This window comes from Luteimonas sp. 9C, assembly GCF_902506295.1.
In the GTDB taxonomy this organism is placed as follows: Bacteria; Pseudomonadota; Gammaproteobacteria; order Xanthomonadales; family Xanthomonadaceae; genus Luteimonas.
Map to the genome: position 1 here is coordinate 1,963,764 of NZ_LR733312.1, position 16,371 is coordinate 1,980,134.

Annotated in this window: 14 protein-coding genes; 1 reads left to right on the plus strand and 13 read right to left on the minus strand. The window is 69.3% G+C overall.

Features of this window, described 5'->3' with window-relative positions:
* Positions 1–55 precede the first annotated feature (55 nt).
* From CURTO8I2_RS08965 to CURTO8I2_RS09025, 13 genes are all read right to left on the minus strand, one after another.
* Complete coding sequence (locus CURTO8I2_RS08965; RefSeq protein ID WP_159680492.1) at positions 56–2,248, minus strand: carboxy terminal-processing peptidase; 2,193 nt, start codon at positions 2,246–2,248, stop codon at positions 56–58.
* Between the two features lie 179 nt (positions 2,249–2,427).
* Positions 2,428–3,435, minus strand: a complete 1,008-nt coding sequence (gene lipA, locus CURTO8I2_RS08970) for a lipoyl synthase (protein WP_159680494.1) — start codon at positions 3,433–3,435, stop codon at positions 2,428–2,430.
* A gap of 80 nt (positions 3,436–3,515) precedes the next feature.
* The gene (gene lipB / locus CURTO8I2_RS08975) at positions 3,516–4,172 is read right to left on the minus strand and encodes a lipoyl(octanoyl) transferase LipB (RefSeq protein WP_236551047.1); all 657 of its coding nucleotides are present in this window, start codon (positions 4,170–4,172) and stop codon (positions 3,516–3,518) included.
* Positions 4,169–4,636: a BLUF domain-containing protein gene (locus CURTO8I2_RS08980; RefSeq protein ID WP_159680496.1), complete on the minus strand. Its 468-nt coding sequence runs from the start codon at positions 4,634–4,636 to the stop codon at positions 4,169–4,171. The genes lipB and CURTO8I2_RS08980 overlap by 4 nt, the downstream gene beginning before the upstream one ends.
* A 22-nt stretch (positions 4,637–4,658) precedes the next feature.
* The gene (locus CURTO8I2_RS08985) at positions 4,659–4,937 is read right to left on the minus strand and encodes a DUF493 family protein (protein ID WP_159680498.1); all 279 of its coding nucleotides are present in this window, start codon (positions 4,935–4,937) and stop codon (positions 4,659–4,661) included.
* A 283-nt stretch (positions 4,938–5,220) separates the two neighbouring features.
* On the minus strand, positions 5,221–6,435 hold the full coding sequence (locus CURTO8I2_RS08990; RefSeq protein ID WP_159681621.1) for a D-alanyl-D-alanine carboxypeptidase family protein: 1,215 nt from the start codon (positions 6,433–6,435) through the stop codon (positions 5,221–5,223).
* 82 nt (positions 6,436–6,517) lie between these two features.
* On the minus strand, positions 6,518–7,831 hold the full coding sequence (locus tag CURTO8I2_RS08995) for a septal ring lytic transglycosylase RlpA family protein (protein WP_159680500.1): 1,314 nt from the start codon (positions 7,829–7,831) through the stop codon (positions 6,518–6,520).
* On the minus strand, positions 7,828–8,958 hold the full coding sequence (mltB, locus tag CURTO8I2_RS09000; RefSeq protein WP_159680502.1) for a lytic murein transglycosylase B: 1,131 nt from the start codon (positions 8,956–8,958) through the stop codon (positions 7,828–7,830). The genes CURTO8I2_RS08995 and mltB overlap by 4 nt, the downstream gene beginning before the upstream one ends.
* A 70-nt stretch (positions 8,959–9,028) precedes the next feature.
* Complete coding sequence (gene rodA / locus CURTO8I2_RS09005) at positions 9,029–10,138, minus strand: rod shape-determining protein RodA (protein WP_159680504.1); 1,110 nt, start codon at positions 10,136–10,138, stop codon at positions 9,029–9,031.
* Entirely contained in the window at positions 10,135–12,201 is a 2,067-nt protein-coding gene (mrdA, locus tag CURTO8I2_RS09010; protein ID WP_159680506.1) for a penicillin-binding protein 2, read from the minus strand. Before mrdA ends, rodA begins: the two co-directional genes overlap by 4 nt.
* A gap of 12 nt (positions 12,202–12,213) precedes the next feature.
* A complete protein-coding gene (gene mreD, locus CURTO8I2_RS09015) occupies positions 12,214–12,693 on the minus strand; it encodes a rod shape-determining protein MreD (protein ID WP_159680508.1) in 480 nt (159 codons plus the stop codon).
* Positions 12,690–13,748: a rod shape-determining protein MreC gene (gene mreC / locus CURTO8I2_RS09020; protein WP_159680510.1), complete on the minus strand. Its 1,059-nt coding sequence runs from the start codon at positions 13,746–13,748 to the stop codon at positions 12,690–12,692. The genes mreD and mreC overlap by 4 nt, the downstream gene beginning before the upstream one ends.
* Positions 13,749–13,964: 216 nt before the next feature.
* Positions 13,965–15,005, minus strand: a complete 1,041-nt coding sequence (locus tag CURTO8I2_RS09025; RefSeq protein WP_159680512.1) for a rod shape-determining protein — start codon at positions 15,003–15,005, stop codon at positions 13,965–13,967.
* 208 nt (positions 15,006–15,213) lie between these two features.
* Here CURTO8I2_RS09025 and CURTO8I2_RS09030 point away from each other — a divergent pair, with 208 nt between their 5' ends.
* Positions 15,214–16,164: a carbohydrate kinase family protein gene (locus CURTO8I2_RS09030; protein ID WP_159680514.1), complete on the plus strand. Its 951-nt coding sequence runs from the start codon at positions 15,214–15,216 to the stop codon at positions 16,162–16,164.
* The last annotated feature ends 207 nt before the right edge of the window (positions 16,165–16,371 follow it).

The following is a 16,371-nucleotide window of genomic DNA, read 5'->3' on the forward strand; positions in this document are numbered from 1 at the left end:
ACGAAAAGCCGCCGCGATCACTCGCGGCGGCTTCGTGTTCCAGCGTGTCAACGGATCAACGCGCCCAGCGACCCGGCGCCGTCGACTCCGGCAGCACCGTGGCCGACAGGTCGCGATCCGCGTTGAGCAGGCGCACCGCGTCGGCCAGGATCGCGGCCGACTCGCGCAGCAGCGGGTCCGGACGCTCTTCGGCGGCCTTCTCCAACCGGTTCTGCTGGGCGATCGCACGCTCGCTGGCCTGCAGGCCATCGTCGTCGGAATCCTCGGCCAGCGGATCGAGCTCCAGGCCCAGCGCGCGACGCTCTTCCTGACGCGCCTGACGCTTCTCGGTCTGACGGTCGCGCTCGGTACGGCGCTCGGCCTCGTTGAGCGACACGAACTTCTTCTCACGCTCGGCGCGGAATTCGGCGATGTCCTCCGCCCACCAGACGAACTCCTTGTCGGTCGCGACGCGCGTGTCGTGCAGCTGTTCCAGGCGCGGCAGCAGCGGCGCGAAATCGCCGTACTGGGTATGCGGCACGGCGGCGATGCGGGTCCACGGCAGCGCGTTGTCGTAGGTGCTTTCGCCGAATTCGGTGGCATCCACCGTCACCGGGAAATGGATGTCCGGCTCGACGCCCTTGTTCTGGGTGCTGCTGCCGCCCGGCAGGAAGAACTGCGCAATGGTCAGCTTGACCTGGCCGAAGCGCTTGGTCTCGTTCGCGGGCCAGCGGTCGAGATCGACCAGGTTCTGCACCGTGCCCTTGCCGAAGGTGGTCTCACCGATGATCAGGCCGCGACCGTAATCCTGGATCGCACCGGCCACGATCTCCGACGCCGACGCCGAGCCGCGGTTGATCAGCACCGCCAGCGGACCGTCCCAGGCGACACCTGGTTCGCGATCGCCCTGCACGCCGACACGGCCGCCGGATTCGCGCACCTGCACCACGGGACCCTGGTCGATGAAGAGGCCGGTCAGTTCGACCGCCTCGTTGAGCGAGCCGCCCCCGTTGTTGCGCAGGTCGAGCACCACGCCGTCGACCTTCTTGGCCTTGAACTCCTCGAGCAGGCGCGCGACGTCGCGCGTCGCCGACGCGTACTCGCCATCACGGTTCCGGCGCCCTTCGAAGTCCTGGTAGAACGCCGGCAGCTTGATCACGCCGATCTGTTTCTCGCGGCCGCCTTCGGTATCGGCCGGCAGGGTGAGCGTCTCGGCCTTGGCCGCCTGCTCTTCCAGGCGCACGCGCGCACGGGTCAGCGTGATGCGCACCGGTTCGCTGTCGAGCGTGGCCTGGGCCGGGATCACGTCCAGGCGCACCTGGGTGTCCTTGGGACCCTTGATCTTGTCGACCACGTCGTCGATGCGCCAGCCGATCACGTCTTCCATCGGGCCGTTGGTGCCCTGGCCGACGCCGACGATGCGATCGCCGGGCTTGAAGCGGTTGCTCATCGCGGCCGGACCGCCGGGGATGACCTCGCGGATCACGACCACGTCGTCCTGCTTCTGCAGCTGCGCGCCGATGCCCTCGAGCGACAGCGACATGCTCTGGTTGAACAGGCGCGCCGCGCGCGGGTTGAAGTAGTCGGTGTGCGGATCGATCGAGCCGGTGTAGGCGTTGAGGAAGCTGCTGAAGGCATCCTCGTCGTTGAGCGAGGCAACCGTGTTCGCGGTGTTGAGGTAACGACGGTCGAGCGTCTTGCGGATCTCGTCGTCGGCCTTGCCGGCGAGCTTCAGGCGCAGCCAGTCGTTGCGCACCGACTGCCGCCACAGGGTGTCGAGCTCGGCCGCGTCGGCCGCCCACGGAGCGTCCTCGCGGTCGTATTCCCAGCGGTCGGTGCCGCTGAAATCGAAGATGTCCTGCTTCAGCAGCTCGCGCGCGCCGGTGATGCGCTCGGCCACGCGCTGCTTGTAGAGCGCGAACACTTCCAGCGCAGGGGCGACGTCACCGTCGCGGACGGCCGCGCCCATGCCGCTACGCAGCGGTTCGAACCGGGCGATGTCCTGCTGGGTGAAGAACAGCTTGCCGGCGTCGAGATTCTCGAAGTACCGGTCGAAGATCTCGCCCGACAGGCTGCCGTCGAGCGCGCGGGGCCGGTAGGCGTAGCGGCTGTCGGACAGCAATCCGTAGACCAGCTTCGACGCGGCCATCTGGTCGGCGTTCGGCGTCGCCGGTACGTCGGCGATGGCGTCGGGCCGGGCCATCAGCGCAAGCGGCACCGCCAGCGCGAGGGCGATCAGGGAGCCGGAAACGACGCGGGAAGCTTTCATGCAGGGTCCTGGATTGCGGATGCGGGGCATCATGCGACAAGCCTTCGAGGCTGTCGCGTGAACAGACGTGTCGACAGTGCCGAAAGTTGCACGCCGGGTGCAATCGACTCTACGGATACAGGATGAATCGACGCTGCGTTCATCGCGGCGTCAGTCGCCCGCGACGGCGTCGGCCCGGATCAGGCGGCGACGCCGGCGCCCATCGCCTGCTGGTCGGCGTGGTAGGACGAGCGCACCAGCGGGCCGGAGGCGACGTGGCTGAAACCCAGCGCCATGCCGTAGTCCTCGAGCGCGCGGAACTCCTCGGGCGTCCAGTAGCGCAGCACCGGATGGTGGTGCGCACTGGGCTGCAGGTACTGGCCGATGGTGACCATGTCCACGTCGTGCGCGCGCAGGTCGCGCAGCGTGCCCTGCACCTGTTCCATGGTCTCGCCGAGGCCGAGCATGATGCCGGACTTGGTCGGCACGTCGGGATGCTGGGCCTTGAACTTCTTCAGCAGGTCGAGCGACCACTGGTAGTCGGCGCCCGGCCGCACGTTGCGGTAGAGGTCCGGCACCGTCTCGACATTGTGGTTGAACACGTCCGGCGGATCGCTCTTGAGGATCTCCAGCGCGCGCTCCATGCGGCCCTTGCCGCGGAAGTCGGGCGTCAGCACCTCGATGCGGATGTGCGGCGACTGCTTGCGGACTTCGCGGATGCAGTCGACGAAATGCTGGGCGCCGCCGTCGCGCAGGTCGTCGCGGTCGACGGACGTGATCACGACGTACTTCAGGCCCATGTCGGCGATGGTGTTCGCCAGATTCAGCGGCTCGCCCGCATCCGGCGGCTTGGGCCGGCCGTGGGCGACGTCGCAGAACGAGCAGCGGCGCGTGCAGACCTCGCCGAGGATCATGAAGGTGGCGGTGCCGTGGCCGAAGCATTCGTGGATGTTCGGGCAGCTGGCTTCCTCGCAGACCGTGACCAGACGGTTCTCGCGCAGCTTCGACTTCAGCGCGGCGACCGCGCCGTTGGACGGGATGCGGACGCGGATCCAGGACGGCTTGCGCAGCACGGGGGCATCGGCGAACTGCACCGGCGACCGCGCGATCTTGTCGCCGGCCACCTGCTTGACGCCGGTCTGCAGCGACGCCGGCGGCGGGGCGGACACCACCTGCAGCGGAATCGATTTGTCGACGGAAGAGGACATGGCGGCCAGGGCTGCGGTCGGAGGGCCATTGTAGGCCCCTGCCCCGGCACTGTCTTGCCAGTCGCCGGGGACGCTGCGTGTCATTCAGCGGACTGAAGCACCGGCGGCGGGCCTGCGCGCATGGACAGCCCGAACTGCGCGGCCAGATTCTCCAGCAGCATCGGCGCCACCGCCTGGGGCGAGGACGGCCCGCCGAGATCGGACAGCGACACCACCTGCAGGCCGGCGTAGCCGCAGGGATTGATGCGCTGGAAGGGTTCGAGATCCATCGCCACGTTGAAGGCCAGGCCGTGGAAGGTGCAGCCCCGGCGCACGCGTATGCCCAGCGCGGCGATCTTGGCGTCGTTGACGTACACGCCCGGCGCGCCGGCGCGGCGCACGGCGTCGATGTTCCAGTCGCCCAGTGTGTCGATGATCGACTGCTCGATCCTGCAGACGTACTCGCGCACGCCGATCTTCAGGCGCGGCAGGTGCAGCAGCGGATAGACCACCAGCTGGCCGGGGCCGTGATAGGTCACCTGGCCACCGCGGTCCACCTGCACCACCGGGATGTCGCCGGGCGCAAGCACGTGCTCGGGCTTGCCGGCCTGGCCGAGGGTGAACACCGGATCGTGCTCGACGACCCACAGTTCGTCGGCATCGTCGGCCCCGCGTGCATCGGTGAAGCGCTGCATGGCGCGCCAGACCGGCTCGTAGGGCTGACGGCCGAGCTGGCGGACGATCGCCGTCGTGCTCACAGCACCCGCTCCATGACGCGCGCGCAGCCCAGGCCGCCGTGGGGCACCGGCGCACCGTGCAGGAAATCGCGCATCGCAGCGGCGACGCGATCGTTGCGCGCACCCTCGAGCAGCGTGAGCGCCCGCGTATCGGGCGCGATGCCGTCGAACAGCGGTGCCTCGTCCACGGGCAGTGCCTCGCCCCAGGCCATGTGCCAGCCGGGCAGCAGCGGTGCGGTGCGCTCGGCGCGCACCATCAGGCGAACCTCGCAGTGGCGGGGATCGGACGCGATCCGCGCGTAGAGCGCGTCCACGGCGTCGGCCGGGCCTTCGAGCAGCTGCATGAACAGCCCGTCCTGCAACAGCAGCATGCCGCCGATGCCGTGGCGCGCGTTGTAGGCGCGCGCCCGCACCAGCAGGCGCTGCATGTCCTGCAGGGTGAACTCGAACAGCTGGCCGCTGCGATAGAGCAGCTGGCGGATCATGTGCGGCGTTCCGTGGTGTGGGCTACAGCGTCCACTTCACTTCGGGATGGTCGCGCAGGGCCGCGTGTGCGGCGTCGTACTGCGCGCGCGTCTCGGCGCGGATGCTGAGCTTGATCGACACATATTTGCCGCCGCTCGACTCGCGCGCGGTGACCGTTTCGTGCAGCACCGCGATACCGACGGCCGTCAGCAGGCGCGGGATCTCGGCGTCGAGGCCGGCGTCGGCCGGACCCATCGCGGTGATCTCGAAGACGCCGGGGAACTGGAAGCCGTGGTCGGGGTTGTCGGAGGAGATATCCATCGCGGGATTATCGGGGCAGTGGCGGCCGAACCCAAGCGGTGGGGGACCATGATCTGGCGACAAACCGCCTGGACGTTAAAGCCCTCCCCCGTATCGCGGGGGAGGATTGGGTGGGGGTGGCGCGTCAGGTACACGCTGAAAGAGGATCAAGCACTGCTGGATGACCTGAAAGCGAGGTCCGTCGCAACCGGAACGTTTGCCCCCATCCCAGCCTTCCCCTTCCCCCGTAGGCGGGAGAAGGAGGCGAACACGCGGCCCCGATGAAGCCGCAAAGCCCCCGCTCTTAGGCGTTCCACCACATCAGGAACTCGTGCCACAGGCGCTTGAAGAAGCCGGCTTCCTCCACCGCCTCCAGCGCGACCAGCGGACGCTCGGCGATGACCTTGCCGTCGAGTTCGACGCGCACGGTGCCGATGGCCTGGCCCTTCTCGATCGGGGCTTCCAGCGTCTGCGGGATGTCCATCGACGGCTTGAGCTGCGCGTACTTGCCGCGCGGCATCGAGACCAGCATCGGCTCGGCGACGCCCAGGTTCACCGCGTCGGCCTTGCCCTTCCAGACCTTCTGCGTGGCGACGGCCTTGCCGGCGTCGTAGACGGCGTGGGTCTCGAAGAACCGGAAGCCCCAGTTGAGCAGTGCCAGCGAATCGGTGGCGCGCTGCGCCTCGCTGGTCGAGCCCATCACGACCGAGATCAGGCGCTGGTCGCCGCGCAGGGCCGACGCCATCAGGCAGTAGCCGGCGCCGCTGTGGTGACCGGTCTTGATGCCGTCGACGCTGTCGTCGCGCCACAGCAGCCGGTTGCGGTTGTGCTGGGTGATCGGCCCGACGGTGAATTCCTTGATCTTGTTGTGCGCGTATTCCTCGGGGAAGTCGCGCACCATCGCGCGGCCCAGGATCGCCAGATCGCGCGCGGTCGAGTAGTGCTCCGGGCCCGACAGGCCGGTCGCGTTCTCGAAGTGGCTGTTCTTCATGCCGATGCGCGCGGCGTAGGCATTCATCAGCTGGGCGAAGGCTTCCTCGCTGCCGGCGACGTGTTCGGCCAGCGCGATCGCGGCGTCGTTGCCGGACTGCACCACCATGCCGATTTCCATGTCCAGCAACGGCGCGGTCTGGTTGACCGGGAACCCGCTGTAGCTGCCGTCGGTGCCGGCGCCGCCCTTGCGCCAGGCGTTCTCGCTCATCAGCACCTGGTCGTCGGGCTTGATCTTGCCCGCGGCGAGTTCGGCGGCGATGACGTAACTCGTCATCACCTTGGTGATGCTGGCCGGCTCGACGCGCTCGTCCGGATTGTCGCCCGCCAGCATCTGGCCGGTGGCGTAATCCATGACGATCCAGGCGGTGCCGGTGATGGTCGGCGGGGGCGGCGTCGGCAGGTCGTCACTGAGCGCGGGCGCGGCGGCGGCAGGCGCGGCAGGCCGGGGCGCGGGCTGCGGCGTGGGCGCGGGATCCTGCGCCACGGCGATGCCCACCGTGGCGGTGGCCAGCGCGGCCAGCAACATGCGCGAAACGACTACGGACAGTTTCATGTAATGCACAACTCCGGGGAACCGGCCGCGTCGACCGGCGGTTGATGGAAAAAATTCAGTCGCGAACGACGGTAGGCGCGCCGAAACCCAGGCCGGCCACGCGCGAGGACACCTCGGCCACCTGCGTCGCTTCGACCGGGCCCACGCGCAAGCGCCAGACCGGCTTGCCGGCGGCGGTGCCGTCCTGCAGCTGGGCAGCCGCGATGCCGGCGCCGCGCAGTGTGGCGAGCGCACGCTCGGCATTGGCGCGTGCGCCGAAGGCGGCGACCTGCAGGGTCACGCCGCCCAGGGCCTGCGCAGCCGTGCGCAGCGGCGCAGGCGTCGGCGCCGCGACGGCGGCCGTTGCAGCAGCCGGCGCAGCCGCGGGTTGCGGATTGATCGGCACCTGTCGGCCGTTCTCGAGCTTGATCCCGCGCGAGGCGAGCCAGGCGTCGAAATCGTCGGCGGTCATGACCTTGCCGTTCTGGTACATGTTGAAGCGACCGTTCGCCGGGTCGCCCTGTGGTGCAGGCGCCGGACGTTCGCCCGCCTGCGCGGCGGCCAACGGCAGCGCTTCGACAATGGTATCGATCGCACTCGCCGCCGGCGTGGCGGCGACGGTCGCAAGTCGCGCCGAAGGCGAGACAGCCGCGGCAGCCACCGGCACCACGGCCGGCGACGCAGCGGCAACCGCATCGTAGTCGTTGCGGGCGTTCTCGCCGGGGCTCAGCGCGCGCACTTCGACGCGACCGGTGCCCGCAGGATGGATGCCGATCTTCACTGCCGCGGCGTAGCTCAGGTCGACAACGCGGCCATCGTGGAACGGGCCGCGATCATTGACGCGCACGATCACCGACTTGCCGGTGTCGAGATTGGTCACCCGCGCGAAACTCGGCAGCGGCAGCGATTTGTGCGCGGCGGTGAACGCGTACATGTCGTAGACCTCGCGGTTCGAGGTCAGCCGGCCGTGGAACTTGGCGCCGTAGTAGGACGCGGTGCCGGTCTCGGCGAATTCGCTGTGGTCGTCGAGCACGCGATAGCTCTTGCCCAGCACCTGGTAGGGGCTGCGGTTGCCGACCGGGGAACGCGGCAGGTCAACGACCTCCGGTTCCGGAATCGCGTCCACATTGGGCAAATAATCGGGGAGGCTGTCCGGCACGCCCGGGCGGTACAGACCGCCGGCGGTGTAGTGGCCGCGGGTGCTGGGATCTTCCTGCGCCGGTGCGTATGGCGATACTCCGCGCGCGCCCGACGCGGGCCGAGGCGCACTGCCGGCAGGCGCCGGCGCCGCGGTGGTACCACCGGCCACAGGCGCATCACCGCGCTTGGCGTTACCCGCGCAGCCCGCCAGCAGGGCCACCGCCGCCAGCGGCAGCAGCCATCGGATCACGGACCGACCCCGGCCCGGATCGCCTGTGCGAGCTGGTGCACCGACAGCGAATACATCGGCGAGCGGTTGTAGCGGGTGATCACGTAGAAGTTGCGATACGCCAGCCAGTACTCCATGCCGGCCTCGCCATCGAGCGACAGCAGCGTGGCGCCCTCGCCGGTCGGCTGGCCCGGCGCCGGGGTGTAGCCACGCCTGGCCAGATCGGCCAGCGGATACACCGGATCCCAGTTCTCAGGCTTGAAGTCGGCCGCGGACGCATCGCGCTGGGCGCGGGCGACGACCGGGCCGCCCCGCTGCCAGCCGTGCACGACGAAGTAGTTGGCGATCGACGCGAACACGTCGGGCTTGTGGGTCAGCAGGTCGCGACGGCCATCGCCGTCGCCGTCCTTCGCCCACAGGCGATAGCTCGACGGCATGAACTGGCCCATGCCCATCGCGCCGGCGTAGCTGCCCTTGAGGTCCAGCACGTCGAGCTGCGGCTCGGCCTTCTCGAGTGCGAAAAGCTGCGCGAGTTCGCCGGCGAAGAACGGGGCGCGCGGCGCGTAGTCGAATGCCAGCGTGTACAGCGCGTCGACCACCTTCCAGTTGCCGGTGATGCGGCCGTAGCTGGTCTCCACGCCGATGATCGCGACGATGTATTCGGCCGGCACGCCGGTCTCGGCCGCCACGCGGTCGAGCGCGGCGCGGTTCTCGCGGTAGAACGCCACGCCGCCGTTGATGCGGGCATCGTTGATGAAGATCGGGCGGTAGTCGCGCCAGGGGCGCACGGCTTCGGCCGGGCGGCTGATCGCGGTGAGGATCGCCTGCTGCACCTGCGCCTTCGCCAGCACGTCGCGCACGTGCGCCGGATCGGCGCCGTAAGTCGCGGCGGTGTAGTTGACGAAGTTCTCGACACGCTGCGCGCGCGGGATCGCCGGATCGGTGACCGGGCTCGGCGCGACCGGGCGTTCGGGCGGCTGCGGCACCGGCGCCAGCAGGGCACCTTCGGTGCGTGCAGGCTCGGGCAACGGCGTCACCGCTCCGAAGTCCTCGGCATGACCATCGGACGGGTTGACGGGGGTCGCACACGCTGCCAATGCGAAGGGCAGCGCGGCCACGGCGAGTCGGAAAAACGGGCGTCGGCTCATCGGCGGCGAGGTTAGCACGCACGTGCGCGCGGCACGCACCGTTGCACCGGCGCAGTCAGGGCCGGTAAGGCTAGCGACGCCGCGTCGCACTCGCCTGCACCGCCATCACCACACCGAATCCGGCCAGCAGCGACACCGCCGCGGTGCCACCGAAACTCAGCAGCGGCATCGGCACGCCGACCACCGGCAGCAGGCCGGAGATCATGCCGCCGTTGACGATGACGTAGACGAACAGCGCAAGGCCCAGGCTGCCGACCAGCAGACGCGAGAAGCCGTCGCGCGCCTCGCTGGCGATCCACAGGCAGCGGCCGACGATGAACAGGTACAGGCCCAGCACGACGATCACGCCGAGCCAGCCGAACTCCTCGCTCAGCACGGCGAAGATGAAGTCGGTGGTGTGCTCGGGCACGTAGTTGAGGTGCGACTGCGAGCCGTCGCCCCAGCCCTGCCCCGAGAACCCGCCCGAGCCGATCGCGATCTTCGACTGGATGATGTTCCAGCCGGTGCCCAGCGGATCGGATTCGGGATCGAGGAAGGTCAGGATGCGGTCCTTCTGGTACTGCTGGAAATACCAAAACCAGGCCGCCGGCGCGGCGACCGCGAACGCGGTGGCGCCGCCGATGAACCACCACCACGACAGACCGGCCAGATACAGCGCGAACACGCCGCCCGAGGCGACCAGGACCGCGGTGCCCAGATCGGGCTGCAGCAGGATCAGGCCGGTCGGCAGGCCGATGATCGCCGCCGCGATGCCGATCGTGGACAGCCGCGGCGGCGTGGGCTGCTGGCCCAGCCACCAGGCCGCCATCATCGGCAGCGACAGCTTCATCAGTTCGGCCGGCTGCACGTAGAACACGCCCAGGTTGATCCAGTGCTGGCCGCTGCGCCCGGTGCCCATGAACAGCACGGCGACCAGCGGCAGCAGCGAGGCGACGTAAGCGGCCGGGGTGAAGCGGCGCAGCTGCACGGCGGGAATGCGCGAGAGCACCCACATCGCGCCGAGTCCGATGACGAAACGGCTGGCCTGCGACGCGACCATCGCGACGTTCTGGTTGGTCGCGCTGTGCAGCACGGCGAGACCGATGCCCATCAATGCGAGCAGCGCCGCCAGCAGCGGCCAGTCCAGGGTGCGGGTGAAGCGCTGCAGCATTTCCAGCAGCCAGCGCAGGATCACGTTCATGGCGTCGTCTCCGTCGGCGGCGCATTGCCGGTCGAAGGCGCGCCGGTCGCGGCTGCGTCCGCCGGCGGTACGCCGGGAAACCGGCCGTTGGCGTCCCGCGGCGCGGTGCGCACACCGGCGACGACCGCTTCGAACGACGGCTCGGGCGCGAGGTTGGCCTCCGGCACGATCGCCGCGACGGCGGCCGGCGCGCCGGTGGCGGCGTCGATTTCCACCTCGGGCATCTTGCCCAGCAGCCAGGCATCGAAGATGCGGCGCGCGATCGGCGCGGCCGTGCTGCCGCCGTAGCCACCGTGCTCGACGGTGATGGCGACCGCGATCGTCGGATTCTCGGCGGGCGCGTAGCCGACGAAAAGCGCCTGATGGCGCAGGTGGTACGGCAGGTTGCGCGGGTCCATGCTCGCGCTGCCGCGACGGCTGACGCGCTGCGCGGTGCCGGTCTTGCCGGCCATGCGGTAGTCCGCGCCGATCGCCATGCGCGTGCCGGTGCCGCGGCCGTGGATGGTCGTGACCATGCCCTCCTGCACCGCACGCAGGTGCGCGGGGTTGTCGGTGATGGCGGTCGGCGCCGGGCGCGGGACCACCCGCCACGGCGCATCGAAACCGTCACGGCGTTCGTGGGCCAGGTGCAGCGTGTTGAGCTGTCCGCCGTTGGCGATCGCCGCGGTGCCTCGGGCGAGCTGCAGCGCAGTCGCGATCCAGTAGCCCTGGCCGATGCCGGCGATCACTGTCTCGCCCGCATACCAGGGCTCGCGCGTCCGCGAGGCCTTGAAGCGCGGAGACGGCACGATGCCGGCGTTCTCTCCCAGTAGGTCGATGCCGGTGGGCTGGCCGAAGCCGTAGCGCGTCATGTACTGGTCGAAACGCTCGATGCCCATCTCGTAGGCGAGCTGGTAGTAGTAGTAGTTCACCGAACGTGCGATCGAGTCGCGCAGATCGGTCCAGCCGGCGCCGCGCGCGGCGTCGCGATACCCGCGGCGCTGCCCGGGAATGAAGAATTCGCCGGTCGAGAACACGCGCGATTCCGGCGTCCGCAGCCCGCTGTCGACACCGGCCAGCGCGACCAGCGGCTTGATCGTCGAACCCGGCGGACCGCCGCCGAGCACGTTGCGGTTGAACAGCGGACGCGCCGGATCGTCCATCAGGCTGCGGTAGTCGTCGTGCGAGATGCCGTTGACGAAGAGATTCGGATCGAAGCTCGGCAGGCTGACCATGCCGAGGATGTTGCCGGTCGCCGGCTCCACCGCCACCGCCGAGCCGTGCAGGCCGCCGAAGGCCAGCACCATCGCCTGCTGCAGGTCCGCGTCCACGCTCAGGCGCAGGTCGGCGCCGGCGGTCGCGGGCAGCAGGCCGAGCCGGCGCAGGGCACGCCCTTCGACGTTGGTTTCCACCTGCTCGTAACCGATCTTGCCGCGCAACGCTTCGTCGTAATACCGCTCCAGGCCCGTGCGCCCGGTCTGCGGATACAGCAGATGTCCCTGGCCGTAACGTGCGACGTCGCTCTCGTCGGTGCGGCCCACATAGCCGACGACGTGCGCGAACAGATCACCGTAGGGGTAGTAGCGGTTGAGATACGGCACCACTTCGACGCCCGGGAAGCGCCAGCGGTCGAGCGCGAAGCGCGCCATCTCGTCCTCGCTGATGCGCAGCTTGAGCGTGACCGCGCGGAAGCTCCGCTGCGCCTTGCGCTCGCGGTCGAACCGGGCGATGTCGTCGGGCGACAGCGCGATGATCCGCGACAGTTCGCTGATCAGCCGACGCGTGTCGCCGGCTTCCTCCGGCGTGACCTCGAGCCGGTAGGCCTGCTCGTTGTCGGCGAGGATGCGGCCCTTGCGGTCGAGGATCAGCCCGCGCCCAGGCACCACCGGCCGCGGCTTGATGCGGTTGGCTTCCGAGCGCTTGGCGTAGATGTCGTGGTCGACGACCTGCAGCTTGAAGTACCAGCCCGCCAGCACGCCCAGCGCCAGCACGACGGCGCCGAACCCGATCAGCGCGCGCGTACGGAACGCCGCGGCCTCGGCCGCGTTGTTGCGGATGTCGGGACGGCGCCCGCGCCTGGCCATCGCCGCCCGCCCTCAGGACTTGCGCCCGAAGCGCAGTGCGTCCATGACCAGATACAGCGGCGCCCACAGCAGCATGCCGATCAACGGCGCCAGCCAGTACGCCCACGGCAGTTGCGGTACGCCGAGCGCGAAGTGGACCGCCGCACTGACGATGCGGTCGTTGAGCAGCAGACCGCCGATCGCCAGCGCCTGCTGCGCGACCGGGAAGAAGCGCAGTTGCGAGCGGAAGCGCTGCAGGATGAACGCCATGATCACCAGCCGCAGCGCCTGCTCGCCGAGCAGGCCGCCGAACGCGAGATCGGCGATCAGGCCCATCGAGAACGCGAAGCCCAGCCCCGCGCGGTCGGGATCCTCGATGACCCAGTAGCCGACGACCAGCGCCAGCCAGAACGGCCGGAACGGCTGCAGGCCCGGCGGCAACGGCAACAGGCCGAGCAGCAGGGCGACGAACAGGCTGACCGGCAGCACCCAGGGATGACGACGACGGCTCATCGCTGCGGCGCCTGCGTGGGCGGCGTGGCCGCGGCCGGCGCGTCCGGGTTGCCGGTCGACGCGGGGGGCGGCGTATCCGCGGGCGGGGTGTCGCCGGTGTCGGGCAGCGCCGCGTCGGCGCCCTCGGCAGGCACGGCCGCCGCGTCGGCCTCGGCCTGCGCGCGCGCCGCGGCCTCGCGTTCGGCGGCGGCTTCGAGATCGGCCGTCGTCACCGGGACCACGACATCGCGCAGCAGCAACACGTCGCGCCCGCGATCGAGCTGGGCGGCCGGGGTCAGATCGCCGACCAGGAACGCGCGGCTGTCGTCGGGCTGCAGTTCGGTGATGGTGCCGACCGGAAAGCCCGGCGGAAACCGCCCGCCCAGACCCGAGGTCACCAGCGTGTCGCCGACTTCGACCTCCGCCGACAGCGGAATGTTGCGCAGCGCGAGGTGATCGGCGCGTCCGCTGCCGTAGGCGACCAGACGCACGCCGTTGCGGGCGATGATCACCGGCACCGCGTGCTCGAGATCGGTCACCAGCAGCACGGTCGAGGTCAGTGGCGTCACCGTGATGACCTGGCCGAGCAGGCCACCGGCATCGATGACGCTCTGGCCCACGCGCACGCCATTGCGGCTGCCGGCGTCGAGCAGCAGGCGCTGCCGCGTGGGGTCCTGGTCGACATCGAGGATCGGCGCCAGCTGCACGTCGAGACTGCCCTGCTCCACCGCGCCCAGCAGCGCGCGCAGCCGCGCGTTTTCGACCGCTTCCACGCGCAGACGCGCCTGGCCGGCGTTGAGCACCAGCAGCTCGTTGCGCAGGCGGCGGTTGTCGGCCGACAACTGGGTGCGCGTGGCGGCATCGTTGCGCATGCTGTCGCCGAGGCGCGACGGCAGACCGGCCAGCCACCACAGCGGCTGCATCGCCACGCTGGCCTGCTGGCGGAACTGCGACAGCCAGCCCCCCTGGTGATCACTGACCACCAGCGCACACGACAGGGCGAGATAGGCGAGCAGACGCAGCGTGCCGGCGACATCGCCGGGCCGGGGCGCGGGAGAGCTGGCGTAGGCGGACATCAGGGGCGGTCGCTCGGCGTCATCTCGGACGTGGGCTCAACAGTCGAAGGCCGCAGGATCGTTGCCCGGGCACGCGCGGGCGCCGGCCGGATCGCGGGCCCGCCGCGGGACGGCGCAGCAGATCCGCAGGCGGGACACGGCCCCGGGCCGCACGGGTATTGCGGCGACGACGGGATGACGACCAGAACTGCGCTCCGATCGCCGGTCCCGACGCCATCAGTCCGCGAAGAACTCGTTGCCGTGCAGGTCGAGCAGTTCCAGCGCCCGACCGCCACCGCGGGCGACGCAGGTCAGCGGGTCTTCGGCCACCTGCACGTGCAGGCCGGTGGCTTCGCTGATCAGGCGGTCGAGATCGCGCAGCAGCGCGCCGCCACCGGTCAGCACGATGCCGCGCTCGGCGACGTCGGCGCACAGTTCCGGCGGCGTCTGTTCGAGGGCCTGCTTCACCGCCTCGACGATGCCCGACAGCGGCTCGCGCAGCGCATCGAGAACCTCGTTGGAGCTGATGGTCACGATCTTCGGCACGCCCTCGGCCAGATGGCGGCCGGAGACTTCCATCTCCATCGCCTCTTCCTGCGGGTAGGCGCAGCCGATCTCGAGCTTGATGCGCTCGGCCGTGGACTCGCCGATCAGCATGCCGTGGTTGCGGCGCACGTAGTTGATGATCGACTCGTCGAAGCGGTCGCCGCCGATGCGGGCCGACTGCGAGTACACGATGCCGTTGAGCGCGATCACCGCCACTTCCGTGGTGCCGCCACCGATGTCGACGACCATTGAACCGCGCGCCTCGGTGACCGGCAGGCCGGCGCCGATCGCGGCCGCCATGGGCTCTTCGATCAGCGACACGTCACGTGCACCTGCTTCGAGCGCCGAATCCTTGATCGCGCGCTTCTCCACCTGGGTGGACCCCGCCGGCACGCAAATCAGCACGCGCGGGCTGGGCCGCAGGAAGCGCGACTTGTGCACCTTCTTGATGAAGTACTTCAGCATCTCCTCGGTGTAGGTGAAATCGGCGATGACGCCGTCCTTCATCGGGCGATGCGTGGTGATGTTGCCGGGCGTGCGGCCGAGCATCTGCTTGGCTTCCGAACCGACCGCGGCGACGACCTTCTGGCCGGCGGTCCGATCCTGGCGCACGGCCACGACCGACGGCTCGTTGAGCACGATGCCCTGGCCGCGGACGAAGATGAGGGTGTTTGCAGTGCCCAGGTCGATGGACAGGTCATTGGAGAAGAGACCGCGGAACTTCTTGAACATCGGGGGAGGGCGTCCGGCAGAGAGGCGAAACGAAGCGGATTAGCCTAGCAAAAAAGCAGCCCGCCCGCGGCCCCGGGACACCCCCAGTTGCGCGCCCGGTCGGCGTCCGTTCCGGGGCCCCGCGCGCCGGCGTGACCGGCTCCGCGCTGGCCTCGCGCCCCCCGCGCCGGTACCCTGTGCGACCTTTCCGCGCGCGAGCTTCCGCCCGATGTCTGCACTGATCTGCGGCTCCTTGGCCTACGACACCATCATGGTGTTCCCCGACCAGTTCAAGAACCACATCCTGCCGGACAAGGTGCACATCCTGAACGTCTCGTTCCTGGTGCCGCGGATGCGTCGCGAATTCGGCGGCTGCGCCGGCAACATCGCCTACAACCTCAAGCTGCTGGGCGGCGACCCGATTCCGATGGGCACCGTGGGCCAGGACTTCGGTCCCTACCGCGAGTGGTTCGAGGAACACGGCATCGACCTGTCGCAGGTCCGCGAAATCCCCGACCTGTTCACGCCGCAGGCCTTCATCACCACCGATCTGGACAACAACCAGATCACCGCCTTCCATCCGGGCGCGATGATGCGCAGCCACGAGAACCACGTGAAGGACGTCCCGAACGTGACCATCGGCCTCGTCGGCCCGGACGGCCGCGAGGGCATGCTGCAGAACGCGCAGGAATTCTCGGAAGGCAAGATCCCCTTCATCTTCGACCCCGGCCAGGCCATGCCGCTGTTCAACGGCGAAGAACTGCGCAACTTCATCGAGCTGGCCGACTACGTCGTCGTCAACGACTACGAGTCCAACCTGCTGCAGGAGCGCACCGGCTGGGACGAGACCGTCATCGCCGGCAAGGTGCGCGCCTATATCTGCACCCGCGGCCCCAAGGGCGTCGTCATCCACGCCGAAGGCCAGACCCACGACATCCCGCCCGCGCACGAACGTCGCGTCACCGACCCCACCGGCTGCGGCGACGCCTTCCGTGCCGGCCTGCTGTTCGGCATCGAGAAGGGCTGCGACTGGCTGACCATCGGCCGCATCGGCAACCTGATGGGTGCGCTGAAGGTCGAACACCCCGGCACGCAGAACCAGCGTTTCGATTACGCCGAGTTCTCGCTCCAGTTCCGCCAGCAGTTCGGGTATGCGCTGGAAAGCAAGACGACGGCTTGAGTCGGGCGACATTGCGACGAATGAAACAAGGGCGTCCTTCGGGGCGCCTTTTTATTGCGTGAAGTTTGTCGCGATCCAGGGAGGCCTGCGGCGCTTCACCAGATCCGCTATCTGGAGAATTGGTATTTGTTCCAACCACCACTCAGCTGCGTTACACCCCGCTTTCGTCGCATAACACCGCTTATCGGCTCCTGCCTGATAACGCAG